The sequence below is a fragment of the Pseudooceanicola sediminis genome (assembly GCF_003575965.1).
Classification (GTDB): Bacteria; Pseudomonadota; Alphaproteobacteria; order Rhodobacterales; family Rhodobacteraceae; genus Pseudooceanicola; species Pseudooceanicola sediminis.
In genome coordinates this window covers 355641-382041 of sequence record NZ_QWJJ01000002.1, presented here as the reverse complement: position 1 = coordinate 382041, position 26401 = coordinate 355641, and the positions used below count along the sequence as shown (strand labels likewise).

The 26401-nt window shown below is 63.2% G+C and carries 25 protein-coding genes; 16 read left to right on the top strand and 9 right to left on the bottom strand.

The genetic code is table 11. The annotated features are described in order from the left end of the window. Nucleotides 1–363, bottom strand: a 363-nt coding sequence (locus DL237_RS03665) for an aminotransferase class III-fold pyridoxal phosphate-dependent enzyme (RefSeq protein WP_147405307.1), incomplete at its 3' end; no start/stop codon positions are given. 204 nt (nucleotides 364–567) lie between these two features. On the opposite strand from DL237_RS03665, the gene pdxR reads away from it, so the two are divergent. From pdxR to DL237_RS03585, 16 genes are all read left to right on the top strand, one after another. Next, nucleotides 568–2022, top strand: a complete 1455-nt coding sequence (gene pdxR / locus DL237_RS03660) for a MocR-like pyridoxine biosynthesis transcription factor PdxR (RefSeq protein WP_119397658.1) — start codon at nucleotides 568–570, stop codon at nucleotides 2020–2022. A gap of 121 nt (nucleotides 2023–2143) precedes the next feature. Next, nucleotides 2144–3841 (top strand): amidohydrolase, encoded by a 1698-nt coding sequence (locus tag DL237_RS03655; RefSeq protein ID WP_119397657.1) that lies wholly within the window; start codon nucleotides 2144–2146, stop codon nucleotides 3839–3841. Further along, nucleotides 3838–4746: a CobW family GTP-binding protein gene (locus DL237_RS03650; RefSeq protein ID WP_119397656.1), complete on the top strand. Its 909-nt coding sequence runs from the start codon at nucleotides 3838–3840 to the stop codon at nucleotides 4744–4746. Before DL237_RS03655 ends, DL237_RS03650 begins: the two co-directional genes overlap by 4 nt. A 78-nt stretch (nucleotides 4747–4824) precedes the next feature. Next, complete coding sequence (locus DL237_RS03645) at nucleotides 4825–6312, top strand: aldehyde dehydrogenase family protein (RefSeq protein ID WP_119397693.1); 1488 nt, start codon at nucleotides 4825–4827, stop codon at nucleotides 6310–6312. Next, nucleotides 6312–7040: a sulfite exporter TauE/SafE family protein gene (locus DL237_RS03640; protein WP_119397655.1), complete on the top strand. Its 729-nt coding sequence runs from the start codon at nucleotides 6312–6314 to the stop codon at nucleotides 7038–7040. Before DL237_RS03645 ends, DL237_RS03640 begins: the two co-directional genes overlap by 1 nt. A gap of 50 nt (nucleotides 7041–7090) precedes the next feature. Beyond that, entirely contained in the window at nucleotides 7091–8656 is a 1566-nt protein-coding gene (locus DL237_RS03635; protein ID WP_119397654.1) for an ABC transporter substrate-binding protein, read from the top strand. Between the two features lie 87 nt (nucleotides 8657–8743). Then, the gene (locus DL237_RS03630; protein ID WP_119397653.1) at nucleotides 8744–9751 is read left to right on the top strand and encodes an ABC transporter permease; all 1008 of its coding nucleotides are present in this window, start codon (nucleotides 8744–8746) and stop codon (nucleotides 9749–9751) included. Continuing rightward, complete coding sequence (locus DL237_RS03625) at nucleotides 9748–10647, top strand: ABC transporter permease (RefSeq protein ID WP_119397652.1); 900 nt, start codon at nucleotides 9748–9750, stop codon at nucleotides 10645–10647. The genes DL237_RS03630 and DL237_RS03625 overlap by 4 nt, the downstream gene beginning before the upstream one ends. Before the next feature lie 3 nt (nucleotides 10648–10650). Next, nucleotides 10651–11652, top strand: a complete 1002-nt coding sequence (locus DL237_RS03620) for an ABC transporter ATP-binding protein (RefSeq protein ID WP_119397651.1) — start codon at nucleotides 10651–10653, stop codon at nucleotides 11650–11652. After that, nucleotides 11649–12638, top strand: coding sequence for an ABC transporter ATP-binding protein (locus DL237_RS03615; RefSeq protein ID WP_119397650.1), 990 nt, complete (start codon nucleotides 11649–11651; stop codon nucleotides 12636–12638). The genes DL237_RS03620 and DL237_RS03615 overlap by 4 nt, the downstream gene beginning before the upstream one ends. Nucleotides 12639–12828: 190 nt before the next feature. Beyond that, a complete protein-coding gene (locus DL237_RS03610; protein WP_119397649.1) occupies nucleotides 12829–13443 on the top strand; it encodes a ribonuclease D in 615 nt (204 codons plus the stop codon). A 12-nt stretch (nucleotides 13444–13455) separates the two neighbouring features. Next, the gene (locus tag DL237_RS03605; RefSeq protein ID WP_147405306.1) at nucleotides 13456–14064 is read left to right on the top strand and encodes a hypothetical protein; all 609 of its coding nucleotides are present in this window, start codon (nucleotides 13456–13458) and stop codon (nucleotides 14062–14064) included. A 54-nt stretch (nucleotides 14065–14118) separates the two neighbouring features. After that, nucleotides 14119–14625: an LptA/OstA family protein gene (locus DL237_RS03600; protein WP_119397692.1), complete on the top strand. Its 507-nt coding sequence runs from the start codon at nucleotides 14119–14121 to the stop codon at nucleotides 14623–14625. A gap of 3 nt (nucleotides 14626–14628) precedes the next feature. After that, entirely contained in the window at nucleotides 14629–15405 is a 777-nt protein-coding gene (lptB, locus tag DL237_RS03595; protein WP_119397647.1) for an LPS export ABC transporter ATP-binding protein, read from the top strand. 378 nt (nucleotides 15406–15783) lie between these two features. Further along, complete coding sequence (gene hpf / locus DL237_RS03590) at nucleotides 15784–16353, top strand: ribosome hibernation-promoting factor, HPF/YfiA family (RefSeq protein WP_119397646.1); 570 nt, start codon at nucleotides 15784–15786, stop codon at nucleotides 16351–16353. A 51-nt stretch (nucleotides 16354–16404) separates the two neighbouring features. After that, the gene (locus tag DL237_RS03585) at nucleotides 16405–16869 is read left to right on the top strand and encodes a PTS sugar transporter subunit IIA (RefSeq protein ID WP_119397645.1); all 465 of its coding nucleotides are present in this window, start codon (nucleotides 16405–16407) and stop codon (nucleotides 16867–16869) included. 82 nt (nucleotides 16870–16951) lie between these two features. On the opposite strand, the gene DL237_RS03580 is transcribed toward DL237_RS03585, so the two are convergent. From DL237_RS03580 to DL237_RS03545, 8 genes are all read right to left on the bottom strand, one after another. Continuing rightward, complete coding sequence (locus DL237_RS03580) at nucleotides 16952–17608, bottom strand: glutathione S-transferase (RefSeq protein ID WP_199671941.1); 657 nt, start codon at nucleotides 17606–17608, stop codon at nucleotides 16952–16954. Nucleotides 17609–17657: 49 nt separating this feature from the next. Continuing rightward, entirely contained in the window at nucleotides 17658–19073 is a 1416-nt protein-coding gene (locus tag DL237_RS03575) for a nodulation protein NodH (protein ID WP_119397644.1), read from the bottom strand. Nucleotides 19074–19079: 6 nt separating this feature from the next. Next, nucleotides 19080–20780: a DUF5927 domain-containing protein gene (locus tag DL237_RS03570; protein ID WP_119397643.1), complete on the bottom strand. Its 1701-nt coding sequence runs from the start codon at nucleotides 20778–20780 to the stop codon at nucleotides 19080–19082. Between the two features lie 15 nt (nucleotides 20781–20795). Further along, nucleotides 20796–21806 (bottom strand): glycosyltransferase family 2 protein, encoded by a 1011-nt coding sequence (locus DL237_RS03565; RefSeq protein WP_119397642.1) that lies wholly within the window; start codon nucleotides 21804–21806, stop codon nucleotides 20796–20798. 74 nt (nucleotides 21807–21880) lie between these two features. Further along, nucleotides 21881–23005, bottom strand: coding sequence for a glycosyltransferase family 4 protein (locus tag DL237_RS03560; protein ID WP_233544849.1), 1125 nt, complete (start codon nucleotides 23003–23005; stop codon nucleotides 21881–21883). A 100-nt stretch (nucleotides 23006–23105) separates the two neighbouring features. Next, nucleotides 23106–24089 carry a UDP-glucose 4-epimerase GalE gene (gene galE / locus DL237_RS03555; RefSeq protein WP_119397640.1) on the bottom strand — a complete coding sequence of 328 codons (984 nt, stop codon included), beginning with the start codon at nucleotides 24087–24089 and terminating at the stop codon, nucleotides 23106–23108. 18 nt (nucleotides 24090–24107) lie between these two features. After that, the gene (galU, locus tag DL237_RS03550) at nucleotides 24108–25001 is read right to left on the bottom strand and encodes a UTP--glucose-1-phosphate uridylyltransferase GalU (protein ID WP_119397639.1); all 894 of its coding nucleotides are present in this window, start codon (nucleotides 24999–25001) and stop codon (nucleotides 24108–24110) included. A gap of 131 nt (nucleotides 25002–25132) precedes the next feature. After that, the gene (locus DL237_RS03545; protein ID WP_119397638.1) at nucleotides 25133–26386 is read right to left on the bottom strand and encodes a glycosyltransferase family 2 protein; all 1254 of its coding nucleotides are present in this window, start codon (nucleotides 26384–26386) and stop codon (nucleotides 25133–25135) included. Nucleotides 26387–26401: the final 15 nt, after the last annotated feature.

The following is a 26401-nucleotide window of genomic DNA, read 5'->3' as shown; positions in this document are numbered from 1 at the left end:
GTTCGCCTCGGAGCCGGAGTTGTTGTAGTAGACCCTTGAAAGGCCTGGCATTTTCTCGATCAACCGCTTGGCGAACAGGGCCCCGGGGATCGAGCCCACCGAGCCTGCGAAGTAGTTCAGCTTGACCAGCTGCTCGCGCACCGCATCGGCGATGCTTTCGCGCCCGTACCCGACGTTCACCGTCCAGACCCCGCCCGACACGCCATCGAGATAGCGCGTGCCCGTCGCGTCCCAGACGTGAATGCCCTTGCCCTCGACCATGATTCGGGGATCGGATGTCTCGTAGGGCTTGTGCTGGGTCAGGTGATGCCAGACGTGGGCACGGTCGGCGCCGACCACATCGCTTATGTCGTTGTCATACATGGGTTCTCTCCGAATCTGGGCGGGTAATTCCTGGGCAGAAGGCCACCTGACGCCGCTGCGCGACAGGGCCAGATGCAACCAACCGATGGGGCCAGACTCGCCCGGAAAATCAGCAGCGCCCGGTGCAGGCATGGCAGATCGCCGGAGCAGCATTGAAACCCGCCGTCTCAGGACCGAAAGAAAAGGCGAAGGAATGCCGACCCCATGCTGAATGCCATCATCCGAGAAAGCGACGAGCCGATCCAGTCGCAGTTGCGCCGCAGGATCGTTGAATCGATCCACGCGGGGCAGATGACGCTGGGCCAGAAAATGCCGCCCAGCCGGCAACTTGCCGGGCAACTGGGTATCGCGCGCAATACCGTCGCCGCCGTCTATGATGAACTGGTGGCCAGGGGGTACCTGGAATCCGTACCCCGGCGCGGCTTTTTCGTGGCACGCGATCTGCAACCGGAGGTGGCGAACCTGCCCGAAGCCGCCACCACCCCACCTGGCTGGCAGGCCTCACCCGACTGGGAGGCCCGCCTGAAACAGCGCCCGTCGCGTCTGCGCCACATCATCAAGCCCTCAAACTGGCAGGATTTCCCCTATCCCTTCGTCTATGGACAGGTCGATCCGGGCCTGTTCCCGATCAATACCTGGCGCACCTGTTCGCGCGATGCGCTCGGGCGGTCCGCGATCGACTGGTGGACGGCCGATCGCGCAGTCGAGGATGATCCGATGCTGGTCGAACAGATCCGCAGCCAGATCTTGCCGCAACGTGGCATCTACGCAAAGACGGATGATATCCTGGTCACGCTCGGCACGCAGGAGGGCCTGTATATCCTGGCGCGTCTGCTGGCCCGCCCCGGCACGCGTGTGGGCGTCGAGATGCCGGGTTACCCCGACGCGCGCAACATCCTGGATGCAGAGGGGGCGGACATCGTCGACCTGCCCATCGACGCCGAGGGCGCGCGGCTGGATGGCGCGGGCAAGCTGGATGTGGCGGTCCTCACCCCCGCGCATCACTGCCCGACCATGGTGACAATGTCGACGGATCGGCGCATGGCCATCCTGAAACAGGCACAGCGCGACGGTACCATCGTGATCGAGGATGATTATGAAGGCGAAACTGCCGCCGCCGGTGACGCCACCTCCCTGAAAAGCCTCGATAGCAGTGGCCATGTGGCCTATCTCGGCACGCTGTCCAAGGTGCTGGCGCCGGGCGTGCGCCTCGGCTTCATGGTTGCAGCCCCCGAGCTGGTGAAGGAGGCACGCTGGCTGCGCCGCCTGATGCACCGCTCGGCCCCGCTGAACAACCAGCGCACCGCCGCGATCTTTCTGGCCGAGGGGCACTATCTAACCCTTCAACGCAACTTGCGAGAGGCGCTGACCCGCCGCCTTGCCAAGGTTTCGGAAGGCTGCGCGCGACACCTGCCCGGCTTTCGGTTTTCCGATGCGCACGGCGGCTCCAGCGTCTGGCTGGAATGCCCGCCGGGCCTCGACGCGCGCCAATTGTTCCGCGTCGCCGCCGCCAAGGGCGTGCTGACCGAATCCGGTGATCCCTTTGTGCCCGCCGATCAGGCCGGGCGGTTCCTGCGCCTCGGCGTATCCTATATAGATGAGCGGAAAATCGACGCCGGGCTGATCCTTCTGGGTCAAGCCGCGTCGGAGATAAGCTAATCACATCCTACTGAAAATAATCCGTTTTCCTCTGGCCCAACCCATCTGGCCCGGCTGGCCCTGTCGTGGTCGGGGCGCAGGCCATAGCCTTGCCCGGACAGACCAGAACCAGGAAGAAAACATGTCAGACCCGATCAAGGTGTTCAAAGCGAAGATGATCCGCACCATGGCGCGCAATACGCCAGAGGCGACCCATGTCGCGGTGCGCGATGGCAGGATCCTCGCCGTCGGAAGCGAGGCGGATTGTGCCACCTGGGGCGATATCGTGGTCGACACCCGTTTTGAAGACAAGGTCCTCATGCCCGGCTTCGTCGAAGCCCACGGCCATGCGATGGAGGGGACGGTCTGGAATGATCTCTTCCTGGGCTATTTCAAGCGCACCGCGCCCGATGGCAGCATCGAAGGCGGGCTGAAGGATATCGAGGCCGTCGTCGCCCGCCTTCAGGCCCACGAGGCCACGATGACCGATCCCGATGCGCCGCTGATCGCCTGGGGATTCGACCCGATCTATTTCGATGGCGCGCGGATGAGCCGCGAACACCTCGACCGCGTTTCGACCACGCGTCCGATCCTGGTCACCCATGCCAGCTTTCACCTGATCAACGTCAACACGCTGGTGCTGGAACGCGCCGACATGCTGGGCCAGACCAACGTCGAGGGCATCCTGCGTGACGCCGACGGCCAGATCACGGGCGAGCTGCAGGAGATGGCGGCAATGTCGATGGCTGCGCGCGCGGTTGGGGCCACGGGTGCCTTGCGCGGAATCGATGCGGCAAACCTGCGCACCTTCGGCAAGGCGGCGGTCAATGCCGGTGTGACCACCTCGGCCGACCTGCACCAGTCGATGACGGACGAGGTTGTCGCCGCCTATCAGACCGCGACCGCCGAAGCGGATTTCCCGGTCCGCATGGTGCCCGCACTGGGCGCGATCCAGTGGAGCGTCAAGGACGGGATCGAGCGCGCGCTCGCCCTTAAAAAGCAGGGCAACGACAAGCTGCACCTGGGACTGGTCAAGATCATGACCGACGGATCCATTCAGGGGTTCACGGGCCGCCTGAAATGGCCGGGCTATCACAACGGCGCGCCAAACGGGCTGTGGAACCTGCCACCCGCCTCGCTGAAGGAAATGGTCAAGGCCTACAGCGCCGCCGGCCTCCAGATGCACCTGCACGTCAACGGCGATCAGGCGTCGGAATTCATCATCGACGTGCTGACCGAGGCGCTGACGGAACACCCCTTTCCCGACCACCGCCATACGCTGCAACACTGCCAGATGGCCGATGCCGCGCAATTCGCCAAGATGAAGGCGCTCGGGATTTCCGCCAACCTGTTCGCCAATCACATCTTTTACTGGGGCGAACAGCACTACGCCCTGACGATGGGCCCCGACCGTGCGCGCCGCATGGATGCCTGCGGCACCGCGCTGGCGCATGGCGTGCAGATGTCGATCCATTCCGACGTGCCCGTGACGCCGCTAAACCCGCTGTTCACCGCATGGTGTGCGGCGAACCGCATCACCTCGGCCGGTCGGGTGCTTGGCCCGCAGGAATGTATCCCCGTCGAAGAGGCGCTGAAGGCGGTGACATCCGGTGCTGCGTACCAACTCAAGCTCGACCACCTCGTCGGGACGATCGAAGTGGGCAAATTCGCGGACTTTGCGGTCTTGGACAGTGATCCCTTGTCGGTCGACGCCATCGACCTGCGCAAGGTCAAGGTGCTCGGCACCGTTCTGGGCGGAGAGTGGCAGCCCTCGAATGTCCCGGCAGATCAGGGCTATGCGCCCGATGTCATGCTGCCCGACGTGCTGGAACTGGCATGACGGGGGGGGCCATCATCCCGGTCACCGTCATCGGCGGCTTCCTCGGGTCGGGCAAGACGACGCTGGTCAACCGCATCCTGGGCGCATCGCGCAGCCGCACGGCGGTCCTGGTCAACGATTTCGGCGAAATCAACGTCGACGCCGCCCTGATCAGGTCCGACGACGGGCTGACGATGGAGCTATCAGGCGGTTGCATCTGCTGTTCGATGGCCGAAGGCATAGGCCCTGCCATCTTTCGCGCCATCGAAAGCAATCCCGACGAGATCCTGATCGAGGCGAGCGGCGTCGGCGAACCCCGTCGGGTGGCGGAATTCGCCCTGCTCGACCGACGTTTGAAGCTGGACATGGTGATCACGCTGGCCAACGCCGTGGAACTCTCCGCGCAGCTTGATGATCCCTTGATTGGCGACACCGTTGCGCGGCAGTTCGACGGTGCCGATCTGGTGGTCCTGAACCATGTCGATGCTGCCAGTCCCGCACAGATGGCCACGGCCCGCGCGGCCCTGCGCCGTATCGCACCGGGCCGCGCGATTGCCGAAACCAGCCGCGCCGAACTGCCGCTTGAACTGCTGTCCGCGACCACCCTGTCCATTCTTTCGGCCCCGCAAAGCGCCCCGATTGCCCATGACGAGGTGTTCTTTCGCACCCGCCTGGAAACCCACCACAGCTTTGAACGCACGGCGTTCGAGGCCGCGCTGAACGCCCTGCCGGCGACGCTTCTGAGGCTCAAGGGTTGGGTGGCGATTGACGGCGAACCCACTGTAATGCTTTTGCAATATGTCGCTGGCCGGTGGGAACTGACGGCCAGCGACGATCCCGGGTCAGGCACTCGTCTGGTCGGTATCGCCACCGCCGCCGATCTGCCCCTGGCCCGCCTTCTGGGCGCTGAAACCGTCGCACTCTAGCAACCCCCTTCCGCTGGCCCAGTTGGTTGCCGCTGTCTGGCCCAAGCAATGCTGCCCCGCCGCAAGGATGATGATACCATGACCGAACCTTTCCTCTCTGCCGATCCCGCCACCGTGATCGCCTCTTACGCCCAGGTGAACCTTGTCGGCGGTGCACATGTCGCGACCCCCTCGGGCATTGCCGTGCTGAACCCCGCGACGGGTGCCGAACTGGGCCGTGCCGCTGCCAGTGGCACCCCCGAGACCGAGGCCGCCATCGCCGCTGCCAAGGCCGCCGGTGCCGCCTGGGCCGCCACCCCGGCACGCGCCCGCGGCAAGCTGGTCGCTGCCGCCGGTCGCGCGATCACAGCCGAGGCCGAGACGATCGCACGTGTGCTGGCGCTGGAAACCGGCAAGGCGATCCGCACGGAATGCCGTGGCGAACTGGGCGTCGCCGCCGATCTGCTGGAATTCTACGGTGGCCTCGCGTCCGAACTGAAGGGCGAAACCGTCCCCTTCAACCCCCGCATCCTGACCATGACCACCCGCGAACCCCTTGGCGTGGTGGCCGCGATCCTGCCCTGGAACGTACCGCTGGTGCTGATGATGCTGAAAATCGCGCCTGCACTGGTCGCCGGTAACACAGTTGTCGTGAAAGCGTCGGAAGAGGCCCCCTTTGCCACCTTCGCCGCCGCCGAGATCCTGATGAAGCACCTGCCCGACGGCGTGCTGAACGTCATCAACGGCACTGGCGCCGACTGCGGTTCGGTCCTGACCTCGCACAAGGATGTCGCCAAGGTCACCTTCACCGGCTCCGAAGCGGTCGGCCAGATGGTCTATGAAGCGGGCGCAAAGAACATCATCCCCGTCAGCCTGGAACTGGGCGGCAAAAGCCCGATGATCGTCTGCGCCGATGCCGATCTGAAGAAAACCGTCACGGGCGCGATCAACGGAATGCGCTTTACCCGACAGGGGCAAAGCTGCACCGCCGCCAGCCGCATCTATGTCCACGACGCCGTCTATGATGACTTCATGAGCGCGCTTCAGGACAACCTGAACAAGCTGGTGATCGGTGACCCGATGGCAGAGGCCACCGATATCGGTACCATCATTTCGGCCAAACAGGCCAAGGTGATCCGCGACTATGTCGCGCTGGCCGAGGAAACGCCGGGAGCGCAAGTGGTCCGCTGCGGCGCCCTGCCCAGCGACGACGCCCTCTCGCCCGACCTCTTCATGCAGCCAACCCTGCTGTTGAACCTGCCCGAAGATCACCCCTGCGTGCAGAACGAAATCTTCGGCCCCGTCGCCGTGATCCAGCGCTGGAGCGATTACGATGACGTTATCGAAAAGGCCAATGCCACCCACTACGGTCTTGCGGCAACCATCTGGACGGCCTCCCTCTCGACCGCGCTGGATGCCACGGCACGGTTGAACTCGGGCTACGTGCAGGTGAACCAGAACCTGACGATCCAGCCCAACGTCTCCTACGGGGGGTTCGGGCGATCGGGGCTGGGCAAGGAGGCCTCGCTCGAGGCGATGCTCGAACATTTCACGCGCAAGAAAACCATCGTGCTGAACTTCGATTGATGGAACTGATCGCGCTGATATCCCTGACTGTTTTCATCGCAGCCGTGCTGCGCGGACTGACGGGATTCGGCTTTGCCCTGGCGGCCGTTCCCGCGATGAGCCTGATCATCGCGCCGTCACGGGCCGTCACCCTGGCGATCCTGCTGCAATGCATGGTCGGCTTGCGTGACACGGTGCGGATGCGCGCCCTGGTCAATCGCCGGGCGCTGCTGCTGATGACCATCGGATCGGTGCTCGGCACCCCTCTGGGCATTCTGGCCCTGACCCGATTGTCCCCCGACGCGATGCGCATCGTCCTGGCGGTGCTGGTGGCGATCGGGCTGGCCGCGCTGCTGCTCAAGGTCAGGCTGGACGAAGGACGCCGCACCGCCATCGGCGCGGGCATGGTTGCGGGATTGTTTTCAGGCCTTGCCGCAATGCCCGGACCGCCCGCCATCGCCTATTTCCTCGGCACGCACACGCCGGCGGTGAACACCCGCGCCTCGCTCATGGTGTTCTTCTTCCTCACCTCGCTGGTTGCGCTGCCCGGCCTAATCTGGGCCGGGGAAATCGACCGGGACAGCCTGCTTCAGGCCGGTATCGCCCTGCCCGCGCTGCTGATCGGCACCTGGGTCGGCGGGCAGGCCTTCAAACGGCTGGACGAAGGCGGGTATCGCACCGCCGCCATCGGCCTGTTGGCCGTGACGGCCGCGCTGACTGCCATGCGCGGGATCGGCGGCCTGCTATGACTTCCGACAAAGACTGAAAATCAAGAAACCAACTCAACAGGACAGACATAATGAAACACTTTCGTTCCTCCACTCTGGCCGCCGCGGTTGCCCTGACGCTCGGCGGGCTTTTTGCGCCGGCACAGGCCGAAACACTTGTTGTCGGCACCACGCAGGTACCGCGACACTTTAACGGCGCGATCCAGTCCGGCATCGCGACCTTCATGGCGTCGTCCCAGATCTTTGCCTCGCCACTGCGCTATGATGGCAACTGGAACCCGCAACCCTACCTCGCCAAAAGCTGGGACGTGTCGGACGACGGCCTGTCCGTCACGCTGCATCTGGTCGAGGGCGCAACCTTTCATGACGGCGAACCGATCACATCCGAAGACGTCAAGTTTTCGATCATGACGATCAAGGCGAACCACCCCTTCCAGACCATGCTGGCCCCGGTGGTCGATGTCGAAACCCCAGATCCGCTGACTGCCGTGATCAAGCTGGAAAAACCGCACCCCGCCCTGCTGCTGGCCATGTCGCCCGCGCTGATGCCGATCATCCCCGAACATATCTACGGCGAAGGTGACATTCAGCAGAACCCGGCCAACCTGGCCCCCGTCGGCTCCGGCCCGTTCAAGTTTGTCGAATACAAGCAGGGCGAATATTACAAGCTGGCCAAGAACGAGGATTTCTTCCTCGACGGTCTGCCAAAGATGGACGAGGTGATCGTGCAGATCATCGGCGACAGTGCCAACCTGGTGCTGGCGACCGAGCGCGGCGATATCGACATGGTCCCCTTCATGTCCGGCATCCGTGACGTTCAGCGCCTTGAAAAGGCCGACAATGTAGAAGTCTCCGATGCGGGTTACGACGCTGTCGGCGCGCTGAACTGGATCGCCTTCAACACAAAGAAAGCGCCCTTTGACAATCCAGCGGTGCGTCAGGCCATCGGCTATGCCATCAACAAGGATTTCATCCTGCAACGCCTGCTGGGCGGCGTCGCCAAGGACAGCACCGGTCCGATCACCGGCACCTCGCCGCTGGCCACCGATGACGTCGAAAAATATGCCTTCGATCTGGAAAAGGCGACCTCCCTGCTGGACGAGGCCGGCCTGACCCCCGACGGCAACGGCATCCGCCTCTCGGCCACCATCGACTATATCCCCGGCTCGCCCGAGATTGGCCGCAACGTTGTCGAATACATGCGCACGCAGCTCAAACAGGTCGGGATCGAACTTGAGGTCCGCACCGCCCCCGACTTTCCCACCTGGGCGCAGCGCATCGCGAACTACGATTTCGACATGACCCAGGACAGCGTCTACAACTGGGGCGATCCGGTGATCGGCGTCGACCGCACCTACATCTCCTCCAACATCCGCAAGGGCGTGATCTGGTCCAATACCCAGCAATATTCCAACGCCCGCGTAGACGAATTGCTGGCCGCCGCCGCGATCGAGACGGATCAGACCAAGCGCGCCGAACTCTACAAGGAGTTTCAGCAGATCGTCGTCGCGGATGCGCCGATCCTCTACATCAACGAAGTGCCCTTCTACACCGCCTACAAAAAGGGTCTGACACATCTGCCCGACACCATCTGGGGCGCCGTGTCGCCCTGGGATCAGGTCGAGTGGTCCGAGTGATCTGATCCTTGTTGAGCTGAACCTGCCGGCCCCGCCACCCCGGGGCCGGACACCCCTTCCCTCCTGCCTCTGCCAGAGGACCTGCCAATGCCCCCCCTCGTCAAGAAACTCGCCTCTGCCATCGGCCTGCTTCTGGCAGTCGTCGTCCTGAACTTCCTGCTGATCCAGCTTGCGCCGGGTGATCCCGTTTCGGTCATCGTCGGTGAAATGGGCGGCGCGTCCGAAGACCTGATTGCCCAGATGCGCGCCGAATATGGCCTCGACAAACCCGTCTGGCTGCAACTGCTGATCTACGTCGGCAAGATCTGCACAGGCGATTTCGGCTTTTCCTACTACTTCAAGCAACCCGTGCTGAACCTGATCCTGCAACGCCTGCCCGCCACGATCCTGCTGGTCGTGTCGGCTTTGGTCCTCGCCGTCGTCATCGGCACGTTGATGGGCATCTTTTCCGCGAAAAAGCCCAAGGGGATCCTCAGCCATTTCGTCACGATCTTTTCGCTGGTCGGATATGCCGCGCCGGTGTTCTGGACCGGGCTGATGCTGCTGATCCTGTTCGCCTCGATCATCCCGATGTTCCCGGTCTCCGGCATGATGAACGTGCGCGGCAATGACACCTGGTACGGCGCGGTGCTGGACGTGCTGCATCACCTGGTCCTGCCCGCCGTGACGCTGGCCTCGATCTACATCGCCACCTATTCGCGCCTGTCGCGCGCCTCGATGCTGGATGTGCTCGGCTCGGACTATATCCGCACCGCCCGCGCCAAGGGGTTGAACGAACGTCGCGTCGTCTTCGGCCACGCCCTGCGCAACGGCCTGATCCCGGTCGTGACGATGATCGGCCTGCAATTCGGCCAGCTTTTTGCCGGGGCCGTCCTTGTGGAAACGGTGTTCAACTGGCCCGGTCTGGGGCGTCTGGCGTTTGAATCGATCCTGCGCCGCGACTACCCGACGCTGCTGGCCATCCTGTTCTTCTCCGCCATCCTCGTCATGGTCGCCAACATCCTGACCGACCTCGCCTATGGGCGCATCGACCCGCGTATCGGCGGCCCCCGCCGCAAGAAAGCCAAGCCGCGCGCCGCAGGAGCAACCCAATGACCGACACCACCGCGACCCTGCCCCAAAGCGGCCCCGAACCGATCGGGCCGAAACCCGCCCACCCGGTGACGGAATTCATGCGCGCCTTTGCCCGCAACCAATCTGCGATCATCGGCCTTGTCCTGCTGGCGATCATGCTGGGCACCACGTTCATCGGGCCATTTCTCTATCCGGTCGATCCCTATTCGATGGTCGACCTGCCCTTCGCCCCGCCGGGCGGCGAATACGCCCCCCTCGGCACCGATTACCTTGGCCGTGACATGCTGGCCGGGATCATCGAGGGCGGCCGCGCCACCCTGGCCGTCGGCGCGGCAGCGGCGGTGATCTCGGTCGTCATCGGCATCCTCGTCGGCTCTTTCGCGGGCTTTTTCGGCGGCGCGGTCGACGCGGTGCTGATGAAGGTCACCGAATTCTTCCAGATCCTGCCCACCCTGTTGCTGGCCATGGTGCTGGTCACGATATTCGGCGCCTCTCTGGTCACCATCACCTTCGCCATCGGCGCGGTCAGCTGGCCGCAGGTGGCCCGCCTTGCCCGCGCCGAATTCATGCGCATCCGCAAGCTCGACTATGTCGCCGCCGCCCGCACCTCTGGCGCCCGCAACGCCTACCTGATCTTCCGTGTCATCCTGCCTGCCGCGCTGCCGCCGCTGATCGTCGCCGCGGGCCTCGCCGTCGGGGCCGCCATCCTGTTCGAGGCGGGCCTGTCCTTTCTGGGCCTCGGTGATCCCAACACGATGAGCTGGGGCCTGATCATCGGCCAGAACCGCAACTACCTGCTGGATGCCTGGTGGACGGTGACCCTGCCCGGCGTCGCGATCTTTATCACGGTCCTCGCCATCTCGCTGGTCGGCGACGGCATCAACGACGCCCTCAACCCCAAACTGCGGAGGCGATGAACCATGGACCCCGTCCTCGAAGTCAAAGACCTGAAAGTCGGCGTCGACACCGGCAAATCCGTGCAATCCGTGCTGGACGGCGTCTCGCTGCGACTCTTCCCCGGCAAGACCCTCGGTGTGGTCGGGGAATCCGGCTGCGGCAAATCCATGACGGCGCTGGCCACCATGGGCCTGCTGCCGGATCGGTTTGCCGTCACCGGCGGCTCGATCACCCTGGCAGGCGAAGACCTGTTGGCGGCGAAACCGTCGCGCCTGCGCCAGCTGCGCGGCAATGCCATGTCGATGATCTTTCAGGAGCCGATGACGGCCCTGAACCCGGTCCTGACCGTCGAACGCCAGATCACCGAAGTGATCGAGCTGCACCAGAAGAAATCCAGCGCCGAGGCGCGCGAGATCGCGCTGGAAATGCTGCGCGCCGTGCAGATCCCCGGTCCCGAAGATCGCCTCGCCGCCTATCCGCACGAACTGTCGGGCGGTATGCGCCAACGGGTCATGATCGCCATCGCGCTGGCCTGCCGCCCAAAGGTCATCATTGCCGACGAACCGACCACCGCGCTCGACGTCACGGTGCAGGCCCAGATCTTCCGCCTGCTGCGCGACCTGCAGATGCAGACCGATACCGCGATCATGCTGATCACCCACGACCTCGGCGCGGTCGCCGAAATGGCCGATGATGTCGCCGTTCTCTACGCCGGCAAATGTGTCGAGAGCGGCACCGTCGAGGCGATCCTCGGCGCCCCTGCCCACCCCTATACGCGCGGGCTGATGTCGTGCACCCCGCGCCTGCGCCTCGGCGCGGCGGCAAATGATCCGCAGGCCGAAGGTCTTGGCGAAATCCCCGGCATGGTCCCCCCGCTCGGTCGCTTTCCCAAGGCGTGCCGTTTCGCACCGCGCTGCGCACTGGCCGATGACCGATGCCATACCGACACGCCACCGACGTACGAGACCGCCCCCGGACACAGCGCGCTCTGCTGGAAACCCACCGCCGAAAAGGCCGTCGCATGAAACCTCTGCTCGATGTCAGGGACCTCAAGGTCCACTTCCCCCTCGCCTCCGGCCAGACTGTGCACGCCGTCGATGGCGTCACCTTTTCCGTCAACGAAGGCGACAGCTTCGGCATCGTCGGGGAATCGGGCTCGGGAAAATCCACGACGGCCCAAGCCCTTATGCGTTTGGTCGACCCGGTTGCAGGCACCATGCAATTGGAAAAGCACGACCTCTCGTCGCTTGACGGCGAACCCCTGCGCACCATCCGCCACATGATGCAGATGGTCTTTCAGGATCCCTATTCCTCGCTCAATCCGCGCCTGCGCGCAGGGCAGGCCGTGCGCGAACCGCTTGACCTGATGGGCCTCGGCCCGGTGCGCGGCCGGGAAAACCGCGTTGACGAGATGTTCCGCCAGGTCGGCCTGCACCCCGATGCCAAGCGATTGTTTCCACACCAGTTTTCGGGCGGTCAGCGACAACGCCTTTGCATCGCCCGCGCCATGGTGACGGAACCCCGCCTAATCGTCTGTGACGAGCCCGTTTCGGCGCTCGACGTGGCGATCCAGGCACAGATCCTCAACCTGCTGAAACGTCTGCAAAAAGACAAGCGCCTCACCTATGTCTTCATCTCTCACGACCTCGCCGTGGTGCAGCACATCTGTACCCATGTCGCAGTGATGTACCTGGGTGAATTCGTCGAACAGGCCCCGACGGGCCAGCTCTTTGCCGCAGCGAAACACCCCTACACCTGGTCGCTGATGGCCGCTGCCCTGTCCCCCGACGACCGCTCGCGCGCAGGGGCACGCTTTACCGTCACGGGCGAACCGCCATCGCCCATCAACCCACCCAAGGCCTGCCGCTTTGCCGGGCGCTGCCCCTTCGCGACCGACCGCTGCCGCACTGAAAAGCCGGCGCTTCGCGATTTTGGCAACGGACATCGCGTCGCCTGCCACTATGCAGGCGAGCTCACCCCCCCATTGCCCGAGCTCGCCGCCACGGCCTGAGAGGGCAAACCTCAAGAACCCGGACGTGCAACGCCACCCCCGGTAACTCATCCTGGCGGGCCCTGTCGCCTCAGGGCAGGGCCCATCGGTCGGTTTGACAGGCGCTTTCCCCCGATATTGCCGCACGCACGGTTTGCATCCTATCCTCCGAACGACTAGATCAAGTGCCAGTTCACCAAGGACGCGGCCCGTGACCAATCACCTCTATCAGAACGATTTGCCCGACGGCCTTGACCTTGGTCCTGTTGTCGCGATCGATTGCGAAACCATGGGCCTCAATCCGCACCGCGACCGGCTCTGTGTCGTGCAGATGTCGGGCGGCGACGGAAATGCCCACATGGTGCAGATCGCCGTTGGCCAGACCGAGGCGCCGAACCTCTGCGCGATGCTGACCGACCCGGATGTGCTCAAGCTCTTTCACTTCGGTCGTTTCGACATTGCGGCGATGTTCAACGCCTTCGGCGCGCTTGCGGCACCGGTGTATTGCACCAAGATTGCCAGCAAGCTGGTGCGCACCTACACCGACCGGCACGGCCTCAGGAACCTGACCCAGGATCTGCTACAGACCGATATCTCCAAGCAGCAGCAGATGAGCGATTGGGGCGCGCCTCAACTGACCGCCGCCCAGCTTGACTATGCAGCCTCGGACGTTCTCCACCTGCACCGATTGCGGGATGAACTCGATGCGCGGCTGGCGCGCGAAGGGCGTACCGATCTTGCTCAGTCCTGTTTCGACTTTCTGCCCACGCGGGCCCGCCTCGACCTGGCTGGCTGGGCGGATGTCGATATCTTCGCGCATATGTAGGTGGCACGGCTGGTGGCGCGTTCCGCAAAATCCTATTCCCGCGCCGTGGCCTGGCTCAAGGTCATTCTGCCACTCAGCGCCATGGGCATCCTGTCGACGCTCTTCCTGCTCTCGCGCAACCACGATCCGAATGCCGAATTGCCCTATTCCAACATCGACCTGCGGGATGCAGCGCGCAGCGAACGCGTGACCAAACCCACCTTTTCGGGCACCAACGAAACAGGCGACCTGATCGCGTTTACCGCCGATAGCGCCCGCCCGGATGCCGATCACCGGCAAGAGGCGGAAAATGTCGCCTCGGAAATCAATCTGACCTCGGGTGAGACGATCAATTTCATCGGGGATCATGGCATCATCGATCAGTCGATCGATACAGCGACATTGCTGGGGGGCGTCGTCATCACCTCCTCCACAGGCTACCGCATCCGAACCGAGGCCCTCGACTCCGGCATGAGAGAGGTTCATGCGGAATCCAAGGGGCCGATCAAGGGCGATGGCCCCCCCGGCACGTTTTCGGCAGGTCGGATGGTGCTGACATCAGATCCTGCCACGGGTGATGCGTATTTGGTTTTCACCGAAGGTGTGAAACTGGTATACGACCCCGACAAGCCTCAGGAGTAACCCCCTTTGACCGCTGTTGAAATGGCCGTGAGCCGCCCGTTCCGCGCCGCGCTCATGGCGTGCCTCGCCGCAGTCCCGCTGGCGCTGCCTGTTGCCCTGCCGACGGCGCTGCTGATCGCACGACCGGCCACAGCCCAGGAAACCAGTATCAGTTTCGGCACTGGCAGCAGCGATACAAAGGCCCCGATCTATGTCGATTCGGACCAGCTCTCGGTCAGCCAGACCGATGGAACAGCGGTGTTTGAAGGCAACGTCAAGGTCGCGCAAAACGACATGAAGCTTTCCGCGCCCCGCGTCCTGGTCGTCTACAACGAAGCCGGCGACGAGATCGAGCGCCTAGAGGCGACAGGCGGCGTCACCCTCGTCAGCGGCGAAGATGCCGCCGAAGGCGACCGGGCGGACTACGACGTGGTCAACGGCAACATCGTCATGCGTGACAACGTGCTCCTGCTTCAGGGCAACAGCACCATTGCCTCCGACATCATGCACGTCGATCTCGACTCCGGCTCGGCCCGGATGGAGGGTCGCGTGCGCACGGTCCTGCAAAGCGGCAAGGACTGACCGATGGACCTGCCCCCCCCTGCGGCGAAGCCCTCGCTGACGGTAACCGAAGGCGACCACGGGCTGCGAATCGAAGGCCTGCGCAAGTCCTACAAGAAACGCGTCGTGATCCGCGATGTCACCATGTCCCTGGATCGTGGCGAAGTGGTGGCGCTGCTGGGTCCGAACGGGTCGGGCAAGACCACCAGCTTCTACGCCATTGCAGGTCTGGTCGTACCCGAGGGGGGCCGCGTCACGCTGGATGGAATCGATGTCACCGGCCTGCCGATGTACCGGCGTGCAAAACTCGGTATCGGCTACCTGCCCCAGGAAATGTCCATCTTTCGCGGCATGAACGTCGAAGACAATATCGCCGCGATCCTGGACATCACCCATAGTGACGGCCACAAGAAACGCGAACGCCTCGAAGAATTGCTGTCGGAATTTTCCATCGAACACCTGCGCCGCGCGCCCGCGCTGGCGCTGTCAGGTGGCGAACGCCGCCGCGTTGAAATTGCCCGCTGCCTGGCGGCAGAACCCAAGTACCTCCTGCTCGATGAACCCTTTGCAGGCGTCGATCCGATTTCCGTGCAGGATATCCGCCACCTCGTCTCCGACCTCAAGAAACGGGGAATCGGGGTGCTGATCACCGATCACAATGTGCGCGAGACGCTCGAGATCGTGGATCGCGCCTACATTCTGCACGATGGCAAGGTTCTGATGTCGGGCACACCGGACGAAGTCGTGCAGAACGACAACGTCCGCCGCGTCTACCTTGGCGACAGCTTCCGCATCAGCTGACGCTGGCAAAACCCTCCGGCAAAAAGCCGAAAACCGCTGATGCAGAATGGCCTTAGGCGGTTTTCACCGACGGCCCGGAACGCCTGCCTTGCAAGGGCGGCGCACCACTCAGCGGTCCCTTGGCTGGCGCCCCCTGGCAAGATCGCTAACGGCGCGGCAACCGATCACAGCACATTTCATTGACAGACGATGGCCTCTTATCCTCAAATGATGACATGACAGTAACGCGTTACGCCATAGTGACACCCGGTACCCGCCTCGGCGGCTCGACCGGGATCGTGGCAGCGGGGCTGTCGTTTTTCCGCAGCATTCGGACCTGAGCGTTCCGGCGGCCACTGCCGCAGGATCACGCCCGAATTGTCATGAAGAGGAGACGGAATGCGCTACCAGATCACAGGCAAACAGATCGATATCGGCGATGCCCTTCAGACCCACGTCAAGGACGGTCTGGGGACAGCGGTTGCCAAGTATGCAGAAAGGCCGACCGACGCGCAGATCACATTTTCCAAAAGCGCCCACGAATTCATCTGTGAAGCCACTGTTCACCTCAGCACCGGGCTGACCGCACAGGCCAAGGCGCGCGCACCTGAAATCTATGCGGCATTTGAGGCATGTTCCGATAAAATGGAAAAACAACTGCGCCGTTACAAGCGTCGGTTGAAAGATCACCACAAAACGCGTGCTGAGCCGGTTGAACTTCTGGGCGCCTCCTCATATATCCTCGCCTCGGACGAAGTTGACGAGGATTCGGAGCCGGAAACGCTGCAACCTGTCATCGTCGCAGAGATGGAGACACAGATTCCGTCGCTCTCGGTCGGTGAAGCCGTCATGCACATGGAACTGGCCGGCGCTCCGGTGCTGGTGTTCCGCAAGGAAGGCAAGGACGGGATCAACGTTGTCTACCGACGCGACGACGGAAATATCGGCTGGATCGATCCACGCAGTTAGACATCTGGGCCCCGCCGTCGGCGGGCCCACTCGAAGCAGACAAGAGGCAGGATGAAACTGTCACAGATTCTAAAGCCGGAAGCGATCAAGGTGATTGCGTCGGCTTCCAGCAAGAAGCGCCTCTTGCATGACATCGGGGAACTGGCCCAGTCCGCACATGGACTGGACCAGAACCGCGTTGTCGAAGCCTTGCAGGAGCGTGAAAGCCTTGGCCCCACCGGGGTCGGTCACGGCGTGGCATTGCCACATGCGCGCCTGTCCGGCATCGAGCGGGTTCAGGGTGCCTTTATCGTGCTGGAAAGACCGGTCGATTTCGATTCGATCGACCGGCTGCCGGTCGATCTTGTCTTTGCCCTCTTCGCGCCGGAAGAGGCTGGTGTCGAACACCTGAAGGCGTTGGCCCTGGTGTCGCGCAGTCTCCGTGATCTGGCGCTGTGCAAGAAGCTGCGCGCCAATCAGGACCCTGCGACGCTATATGCGATCCTGACGTCTGATCAGAACATGCAGGCCGCCTAGTCGGCTCGCCTCTCTTGCCAGGTTCATGAAAAAAGGGCCCCATCCGGGGCCCTGTTGCATTTCAATAAGGCGATGATGGGCTTCAGGCATAGGCATATGGCCCGCCTTGCGCCAACGCCGCCTTGTACGCCGGGCGCGCATGAATCCGATCCAGCCATTCCATCGTGGCCGGGCGCGACCCGTCAAGACCGGCGCGGCTGCAAGCAGCCTCCAGCGGAAAACTCATCATCACGTCCGCGCCACCGATCTGTTCGCCCGAAAACCACTCCTGCCGCGACAGCGTGGCTTCGACGAAATCCAGATGCACCTCAATCATCGGCTGCACCTTCCTGACAGCCAGACGCCCCATGATCGGCACCCGCCTCATGGCCAGTTTCAGCAACAGCGGCGGCATCAGCGACCCTTCGGCGTAGTGCATCCAGTACCGATACCGCAGAGCCTCTGCAGGATCGTCGGGCGGCCCCATCCGACCCCCGGCCAGGTCGATCAGATACTCCACGATCACGGCGGTCTCAGCGACCGTCAGGTTCGCCTCTTCGTCAACGACCACCGGCGATTTGCCCAAGGGATGCACCTTTTTCAGCGCGGCCGGGGCCAGCATCGTCTTGGGATCACGTTGATAGCGCGTGATCGTATAGGGCAGCTCCAATTCCTCCAGCAGCCACAGAACCCGCTGTGACCGAGAGTTGTTGAGGTGATGAACAGTGATGGAAATGATCCGGCCTCCCGTCGACGACATGTCCCGGTTTCGGGCTGTCAATTCAGCCTGTCATCCCGTCGTCGGCGCGTCAACGCACACCCTGCCAGGGGCCAAAGCCAAAGGTCATGTAGTCGCGCTGATACACCTCTGCGACGCGCGCTTCGACCTCCGCGTCATAGATTACATTCAACGCATAGGGCAGCTCCGCACCCGCAGCCGGGTCGGACAGTGGGTGATCACCCCCCCCTGCCCGGCGGGCCAACGCCGGCAAGTGCAGCGTGATTTCGTCTTCGCGCACCAGCTGATCCGGCAGGGCAAACTGCGCCATCCCCTCAAGCATCGCCGATTGCGTTGCCCAATGCGGATCGACACGCAGGCCGGATTGCCCGGACAGGTTGATCTTCAGAAAATCAAGAAACGCCAGGAACGCGGCCTTGTGGTGATGCGGTGCATAGCCTGCATCCACCACCTCGGGTATCGGCAGGTTGAACCGCTGCCGCAAGACCTTGCGTATCTCGGCAAAGGCCCCCGGCCCCGTCGACAGGATCTTGTCGCAGAAAACCGCATGGGCCCGCGCAACCGGATGACGCAACACGGCGAAACTTCGGTGCCCAGGATGCGCCCGCTTCCACTGGCGCAGGGATTTCTGGCTGAAGCCCTCGATCACGCCATCCTTGTCCAGCGTGGCCATCCAGCGCGTGACCGCGGCCTCCGGTCCGCCCTTGATCGGCATGTACAGAATTCCCGCCGCCGCCACGAAGGACGGCACCTGCGGGCCACGGCGCGGTTCGAAGTTGGGCGTGCGCGACAGGTTGAACCGATCCAACCGCGCCAGCACGTCCTCCATTTCCGCGAAATTTTCGACCTTGTCCGCCAGCGCCGATGGGTTCTGCACCTTCATGTCCCGGTCCAGCGTCTCCAGCCGGCCCGCCACCCCCAGAAAGGCCGCGAGGCCATTCATCACGGCAACGCTCTGCAAATCCTCGTAATCCAGATAAAACGCGGTCTGCCCACTGACCTGCAAGGCATTCAGCAGTCGCACCTGAAAGGCCTGAAGCCTGCCCAGGTGCGCCGCGAATTCATCCGCGTCGAACGCCACCGTTTCGGCGCGGCGGCGGCGCACATCCGTCAGCTTCCACTGTCCCGTGGCCTGCGCGATCTTCCAGCTGACATAACTTTCCGCAGGATTGCGCGTCAGGACGATCTTGGCACAGGCCGGATCCTTCAACACATGCTCAAGCGCGCGTGGATCATGATCGTGGAAGAACCGGAAACCGTTCAGCCCCGGCGCGCTTTGCATCCGCGCCAGCAGCTGGCCCGGGTCGCGATCCCTCTCGGCCTGACTGATCCCAAGGCAGCTGTCACGATTGGGATAGCTGATGAAATGCGGATTGAACGCCTCTCCCAGGCAATTGACCCCCTCCAGCGCATTCAGGTTGGCCTCCAGAAAGTTGGATCCGGTGCGCATTTCCGCGAACACGACAAATGAGGAGAACTGGGGCATCTGTCGCTACCTTTGAATGGGGTAAGGTTTGCGCACCGGCTTGATAACAAAGGGTATATCGTCGGACGACGCCGGGAAATCGCCCATCAGGTAGGGGTGCATACCCTGATTTTTAAGATCCTGAAGAAACTGGCCGAAACCGGTCAGGTCCACCATCTTGGGCACTTCGGTCAGGCGGCGACCATGGTGGCTGATCTCTTCGATCGCGGCCTGCAACGGCTCCATCGGGGAATCGACGAAGTCCGCCATCGACCAGATGTGAAAGTGCCCCTTGGAATAGGGAGAGCGCAGGGCATTGATGAATTCGCTCTCGACCTTCTGCAACCACGCGGCCTCGCGCCGGATCTCGACAAAGCTGCGGTTGGATTGGAACAACGGCACCGCCCAGGCCCCCGAGATGACCGAGATCTGGGCGTTGGCATCCTTTGCCATGTCCCAGGCGACATCCTGGTTGGCCCGCGGTCCATATTGAAAACACTGGCGCTGTCCCCGCGTGTTCCAGATCAGGTTGGTCAGAAAATCGCGTGCATTGTAGTCGCGCAACCTGGCAGACGACATCAAGGCGCCGTTGATCACGCTTTGGCCCCCGGCAAATTGCGCGTCCTCCGGCCCAAAGACGTGGCCATGCACCTGGCACCCCGTCGTGCGGGCCAACCAGCCCTCGAAATCCTCGAAAAGCTCCGAAAATCCTTGGAAAACTGAATATTTCGCCCCCGTCAGGCCATTTTCCCAGCCGTCGTTGGGATAGCGGCTCTGCATGTACAGGCCGGGTCGCCCGCGCGTGCGCCGCTCCACGGCCTTGGAAAAGATGCGGTCGATCTTGCCAGGGTTCGGTTCTGTCCGCTTCATCGCCGCCCCGGCATCGGTCAGAAAGGCATCGTACAGACGATTGGCCCGCGGCCAGATCTTTCGCGCGACAAAGCAATCGGAACGCCGCAGCAGTTGCAGGTGATCGTCGTAGAAGATGTGCGGTTTGCCCTGGAAATCGAATTTCGAAAGGGTCAGGGACCGGCTCTCGATGTGGCTGGAATAGATCCGCGCAAGCGACTGGAAATAGCTTTCATCCGGGATCCATACCTTCTTGAAATACTTGTCGAACGTCGGCCGCATCGAATCCCCCAGAATCGAAGACAGCGTCGCCCGCGACAGGCACCACCACTGGCTGCCCATATGGGGCACCAGGCCATTGGGCATCACGCGGCGAAACCGTGTCCGGCGCTGCACCCCGACGTACCAGTCAAAGGCCTTGCGATGCCTTTTCCACGAAAACGGAAACCGCAGGGTAAAGCGTTCCTCGTCCAGCCCCCCCACCGTCCAGGGCACATCCGCCGTCGTCGCGCTTTCGATGAAATCGGTCTGCGGACGCGCGGCGAGATAATTGATCAGCTCGGCAACGGGGCGCAACGGCAGGCAGGACCCGGATGTAAGATAGACATGGCGCACATCGGGATAGCTGGCCAACATCATTTCGCTGGCATCCTGCGTGGCCGCCACAAGGCCCCATGTGCCCCATTCACAGCGGTAACGCCGGGAAAAATGGATCGTCGCGATATCCGACAGCGACTTGCGGAATGCAGCATAGGTCTTGCCAGGCACATTTCGGTCGCAGTGGATGACTATGGGACAACCCGCCGCAGACCAGTGTCGCGCGACCTGCTCCGCCCGATCCAGGGCAGAATGCACCAGCATGACAATGCCAACACTCAAACGCGCACCCTTTTCCTACGCCCAGTTCCCCTTGGACATCAGCCCCAGTATTTCTAGCTGCCGCCAGTTAATATACTTTTCCGACCATTTGCACCAAAGCTCCGGGTCTGCCTTCATCCTTGCGTGATAAGCTTGGTATTCGCGGCTGCCGCCGTAGTGCTGGCGCCGCGACAGTTCCTCCTCGGCCTTGCTCCCGAACGTGTCGAGAAACTTGGTATGCAGCAAGATGCCACTGGCCTTTTCCCCGCCCCATTCGTCGAACACCAGGTTCAGACCGCGCGGCAGCAGCATGTGGGTCGAACTGACATAGGCATAGGACCGGTCCCACCGCACCAGCGGGATCTTGTTCAGCGCCGGTGCCATCGCAGGCCGATCCGCGAAAAAGACCCGCGTGCGCGGACCACCCTGAATCCAGAGGTTGCCGTATTTCCAGTTTCGCTGAACCGTGTAATTGCCCGAATCGAACCAGGCCGCGATGTCCAGAGGGTTCTGCCCGGCCCGATAGGGCTGCGCGGTCAACGGTCCCTTGGGGTACATATCCAGCAGCATGGCCGAGAATGACTTGATCGACGATGCATCCAGCCAGTCGGTCAGCGCGCTCAGCGGTCGCGTCTCGCAGAAAGGATAGACAAAGAATTCATCGGGATCGACCACCAGCGTCCAGTGACCGTGGCCATAGCGCGCCTGCAATCCATTGAGCCAGTCGACGCCAAAGCGCGCCTTCTTGTAGCTCGCCTCGGTGTGCCAGACGCTACAGTCGGGCTGCGCGCTCAGAAACTCGGCCGAGCCGTCGTCGCTGCCATTGTCGACAAAGAAAAAGTGGTTGACCCCGAGGTCGCGATAATACGTCAGGAAATACGGCAAGCGCAGCTGTTCGTTTCGCAAGGTAGAGAACAGCAAAATGTCCTGCGGGCGGATCTTGGCGCTGCGGTCGACGATACAGCGCAACTCCCGCTGCTTGCGAAAGGCGCGAAAAAGCCACCGCCTTCGCTCGGCCCTCAACTGGTAACGCTGTGAAAACCCCACCCCGCCCTCTTTCGCCGCCCCGCGTGCGCCGGCACGTCATTTCCCCGCGTCGAAATTCCGGCAGGAAAAGGCTATCAGATAATGGTTAATAGAATATTGATGTGTGCGTCCCAAGGGGCAAAACGCTGCTCGGCCTCTGCCGCGATCTCGGGGTCCAGCGGCCGCCTGTCGCGGTCGGACAAATCGCGGATCACCCGTTGCCAGGCGGCCCTGTCCTGCGGCGCAAGGTACACCGCCACAGGGCCCAGAACCTCGCGCAGCACCGGCAGGTCGGAACAGATCGGCTGGGTCCCCAGCACCGCGGCTTCGGCGGGGGGCAGGCCAAAGCCCTCGGCCAGGCTGGGAAACAGGCTGGCGTGCGCCCCTTGCGTCAGGGCCGCCAGCGCCCCATCGCTCAGGCCCGCGACCTCGATGATATTGGCACCCGAGCCGCCGAGCTGGTCCAGCCGGGCAAGGACAGCCTCGTTGCGCCAGCCGCGCGCGCCGCAGATCACCAGAACGGGCATCTTCGCCGCCGGAACCTCGGACTCGAGCGCGGCCCAGACATCCAGCAGCAGGGCGTGGTTCTTGCGCGGTTCGATGGTGCCCGTGACCACGAAATAAGGGCGGTCCGGCGGCAGGCCCGCCGGTACCTCGTCCGGTCGGGGCACAGGGCGCGCAACGCCCAACCCCAGCACACGGATGCCCGGCGCGCCGGGGCCCAGATGCACCCTCAGGCGGTCCCGCGTCCCCCCCGAGTTGCACAGGATCAGGTCCGCACCGCCCGCCACATCCAGCATCCTGCGAAACCGGGCCACGCTGCCATCTCGTTGAAACTGGGGGTAATCCAGCGGAATCGTATCGTGCAAAAACACGCAGATCCGCACAGCCGGCACCTGTCGCACCGCCCGCATCACCCGCGCGCTCAGGTTCGAATGGCCGACGTTAAGATAGGTCGTGCCACGGGGCAGCAACCGGCGCAGCATAGCGCCCAGCCCCCACCGGGACGACCGTGCCCAGCCGTGCCGCCATAGATCCGCCTGTGCCCGCTGTTGGTCCCTGCTCAGCCTGCGGGCCAGCGCAAAGGCCCCGCGCGCCCGGCCCCAGGGCGCCTCTCCGCACAATCGTCCGCGCAGGGCCAGCAGCCCGGCCTGGTCCATCAGGACATAGCCCGGCGCGACCCGCGCCAGCCCGAACAGCGGCACGCCGTCGTCCAGCAAGGCTGAAAGATATGCGGCCTCGACCCGGTCAACCCCGGTCAGGCCACGACCTGCGCGACTGGTCAGTCGTGTGACATCCAGCAGCCGCGCAGGCGGAGTATTATTTGTCGTAATGCCCAGTCCGATGCCACCGCCATGCGTCCGTGATCATAGTATTCATCGTCGAACGTGTCGGTGTCCATCCCAACTCCGTTTCCGCACGGCTCGACCCGGACACCAGCTTCGTGCAATCGCCGGGCCGGCGCGGACCTTCCTCGTACGGTACGTCGCGGTTGGTCACCGCGTTGGACTGCGCGATCACCTCGCGCACGGAAAACCCCTCTCCGGTGCCAAGGTTGAACACGCGGCTGCCCTTGCCATCCAGCAACCAGCGCAACCCAAGGACATGCGCATCGACCAGGTCGCAGACATGCACGTAATCCCGGATGCAGGTTCCGTCGGGGGTGTCGTAGTCCGTGCCGAACACCGTCAGCGCGGGCCGCGTGCCCTCGATCGCCTCCAGCATGATCGGGATCAGGTGCGTCTCGGGGCGGTGATGTTCACCCACTTCCGCATCCGGGTCGCCGCCCGCCACGTTGAAATAGCGAAAGATCACGTGGTTCATCCCGTAGGCCGCCGCGAAGTTGTCCAGGATATCCTCGACCGCCTTCTTTGACGCGCCATAGGCGTTGATCGGCAGTTGCACGCTGTTTTCGTCCAGCACCACGTTGTCCTGTTCGCCATAGGTCGCGCAGGTCGACGAAAAGACAAAGTTCATGCAACTGGCCGCCGCGGCGGCTTCGATCAGGTTCAGCGACCCACCGACGTTATTGCGCCAGTACAGCCCCGGTTCCTTCATGCTTTCGCCAACCTGGCTCAGCGCGGCGAAATGCATCACCGCAACCGGCTGATACTTGGCAAACACCTCGTCCAGCCGCTGTCGATCCAGCAGATCGCCTTTTTCAAATGGTCCGAATTTGACGGCGTCTTCCCAGCCCGTCACCAATGAGTCAAAAGTGACCGGAACAAACCCGGCCTTTTTCAATGCCTTGCAGGCGTGCGAGCCGATATAGCCCGCACCCCCTGTTACAAGAACGTGATCCAAAATATATGCTCCGAGGCTTTATTGCGCTGCGTGGCCGACATGCATGATGTCTTCCAGGAAACCTTTCAACTCGTCACGCAAATCTTCACGCCCCAACCCGAACGACACCGTCGCCTGCAGGAACCCGGCCTTGGAGCCGCAATCGAACCGCTGCCCGTTAAAGCGGAAGCCATTCACCTCGCGGCCTGCCTTGATCTCGTCCGCGATGGCGTCGGTCAGCTGAATTTCGCCCCCGGCACCGGTTTTCAGATCGTCGAGGTTCTTCATGATCTGCGGCGTCAGCAGGTAGCGCCCGATCACGGCCAGGTTCGACGGCGCGGTGCCCTCTTTCGGCTTCTCGACCATGCCCTTGACCGACACGACGTCGCCCTTGTCTTCCTTCACGTCCAGGATCCCGTAGGAACTGGCCTTTGCGGCAGGCACTTCCATCGCCGCAACCATGCAGGCGGGGTCTTCCTCGAACGCTTCGACCATCTGCTGAAGGCAGGGCTTTTCAGCCGAGATCACGTCGTCGGGCAGCAGGACGGCAAAGGGTTCGTCCCCGATCAGGCGACGGGCGCACCAGACCGCGTGACCCAGGCCCAGCGCCCTGTGCTGACGGATATAGGCAATCGCGCCGCTATCCATGTAGGTGGATTTCAGCACATCCAGCAGCTCGGTCTTGCCCTTCTTGTTCAGCTCGTCTTCCAGCTGGGGGGCATAGTCGAAATAATCTTCCAGCGCGGATTTGCCGCGCGAGGTGACAAAAATGAATTCGGTAATGCCTGCGGCCCGGGCTTCGTCGATGGCATATTGGATCAGCGGACGATCTACCAACGTCATAATCTCTTTGGGTACCGATTTGGTGGCGGGCAGGAAACGCGTCCCCATCCCTGCGACCGGAAAGATAGCTTTGGTGATCTTGTTCTTCACGCTGTGCCCTCAACTCATTCGTTGGTGCCCGTATTACACGGGCTTTGTAACATGAACCGTGCAATCGAAGCACGAGTTCCAGATTAAAAAAGTGACGAAACCCCTGCGAGTTTCTCTAATATGACCATGACCTAGCCAAGTGGCGCGTTCCATCTCTGCCGGACAATCCGCCCGGTTTCGCGCGAAACCCTGCTGGAAAATCGCCAAAGGGTGATCGCTTTGTCAGAACGCAGACTCTTGCCGAATGTTCCCCCACTCTGAACCCAGACGCCGAAGGTGGTCATCCTGACCCTATGGTACAGAGTTGTCGGAGAAAAGACGAAGAGTGTCACCGGACGCCCTTCGCGTGCCAACTGTTCCGCCTGCTCAAGTTTGCCGCGCCACCCGATCCATCGCGCCGCCAAGACAAGCGGTTCGCCAACACGACGCGACCGGAACGGGCGGAATGCCGCCGCAGACGCCGGCAGGGGGACAAGGTCCGGGCATTCCCGCTGCATCCCCTCGGCGAGCCCTGCGTCGAATCCCGCCAGCAGCCGCCCCACATCGCGTGGCTCCAGCCGCCCCGAAACCATCTGCGCGACCAGGCTGCGCCGACGCCGCGCCCGCAGCCGGGCAATGGCGGCCTGCCGCTCGGGCGCGGGGCAATGGCGGCGCAGGAAAACGGCGGTGCTGGCCCCGACCTCGTGCAGATCACGCGCGACGCCGCTGGCACGGCGGGTGGCGCTTTCTGCGGGGTGATGGTGCACCTCGGCCAGCGGCACGACGGCGCTGACGATCCCCCGCTCGGCCAGGCGCAGGTTCAGATCGGCGTCCTCAAGGTAGAACCGATAGGCCGGATCGAACCCGCCGAGCTGCGCCAGCACGCTTCGGCGAAACGCCATATTGGTGCCCTCGGTCTTGATCCCTGCGCCGGGTTCTGTCGTCAGGCACGTGATCTCCTGTGCATCCACCGACACCGGCCGCGTCTCGGCGCACCGGTCGACCGAGGCTGCCGTGAACTGATGGCTGATCCCGTTGCGTGCCCGCACGAACCCGCCCGCCGCCGCCACCTCGGGCCGGGCAAAGGCCTGCGCCAGATGCGCCAGCCAGCCCGGTTCGGGCACCGAATCATCGTCGAGAAAGGCGATCACCTCGCCCGCCGCCGCAGCCACCCCCAGGTTGCGTGCGACCGCGATGTTGGCGACGTCGCAGGCCACCTGCTTGACCTCGTCCGCCAGCCCGGAACGGGCCACCGCCGCCAACCCATCCGGATCGGCGACGACGATGATCTCGTAGGCGTCATACGCCAGACGGCTCAGCCCGGTCAGGCACAGCCCCAGCGCGGCCGGACGTCCCCGGCTGACCACGATGACACTGAAACGAAGGGATGCCGATCCTGGCTGCATGGCCGCGATGCCCCG

Bases quoted from the DNA above. Each gene is read 5' to 3' on its own strand.
- DL237_RS03615 (WP_119397650.1), top strand. From the start codon at position 11,649: ATGAAACCTCTGCTCGATGTCAGGGACCTCAAGGTCCACTTCCCCCTC.
- DL237_RS03580 (WP_199671941.1), bottom strand. From the start codon at position 17,608: ATGTCGTCGACGGGAGGCCGGATCATTTCCATCACTGTTCATCACCTC.
- DL237_RS03645 (WP_119397693.1), top strand. From the start codon at position 4,825: ATGACCGAACCTTTCCTCTCTGCCGATCCCGCCACCGTGATCGCCTCT.
- DL237_RS03625 (WP_119397652.1), top strand. From the start codon at position 9,748: ATGACCGACACCACCGCGACCCTGCCCCAAAGCGGCCCCGAACCGATC.
- lptB (WP_119397647.1), top strand. From the start codon at position 14,629: ATGGACCTGCCCCCCCCTGCGGCGAAGCCCTCGCTGACGGTAACCGAA.
- DL237_RS03630 (WP_119397653.1), top strand. From the start codon at position 8,744: ATGCCCCCCCTCGTCAAGAAACTCGCCTCTGCCATCGGCCTGCTTCTG.
- DL237_RS03620 (WP_119397651.1), top strand. From the start codon at position 10,651: ATGGACCCCGTCCTCGAAGTCAAAGACCTGAAAGTCGGCGTCGACACC.
- DL237_RS03635 (WP_119397654.1), top strand. From the start codon at position 7,091: ATGAAACACTTTCGTTCCTCCACTCTGGCCGCCGCGGTTGCCCTGACG.
- hpf (WP_119397646.1), top strand. From the start codon at position 15,784: ATGCGCTACCAGATCACAGGCAAACAGATCGATATCGGCGATGCCCTT.
- DL237_RS03585 (WP_119397645.1), top strand. From the start codon at position 16,405: ATGAAACTGTCACAGATTCTAAAGCCGGAAGCGATCAAGGTGATTGCG.
- DL237_RS03600 (WP_119397692.1), top strand. From the start codon at position 14,119: ATGGCGTGCCTCGCCGCAGTCCCGCTGGCGCTGCCTGTTGCCCTGCCG.
- DL237_RS03640 (WP_119397655.1), top strand. From the start codon at position 6,312: ATGGAACTGATCGCGCTGATATCCCTGACTGTTTTCATCGCAGCCGTG.
- DL237_RS03545 (WP_119397638.1), bottom strand. From the start codon at position 26,386: ATGCAGCCAGGATCGGCATCCCTTCGTTTCAGTGTCATCGTGGTCAGC.
- DL237_RS03575 (WP_119397644.1), bottom strand. From the start codon at position 19,073: ATGCCCCAGTTCTCCTCATTTGTCGTGTTCGCGGAAATGCGCACCGGA.
- pdxR (WP_119397658.1), top strand. From the start codon at position 568: ATGCTGAATGCCATCATCCGAGAAAGCGACGAGCCGATCCAGTCGCAG.
- DL237_RS03650 (WP_119397656.1), top strand. From the start codon at position 3,838: ATGACGGGGGGGGCCATCATCCCGGTCACCGTCATCGGCGGCTTCCTC.
- DL237_RS03655 (WP_119397657.1), top strand. From the start codon at position 2,144: ATGTCAGACCCGATCAAGGTGTTCAAAGCGAAGATGATCCGCACCATG.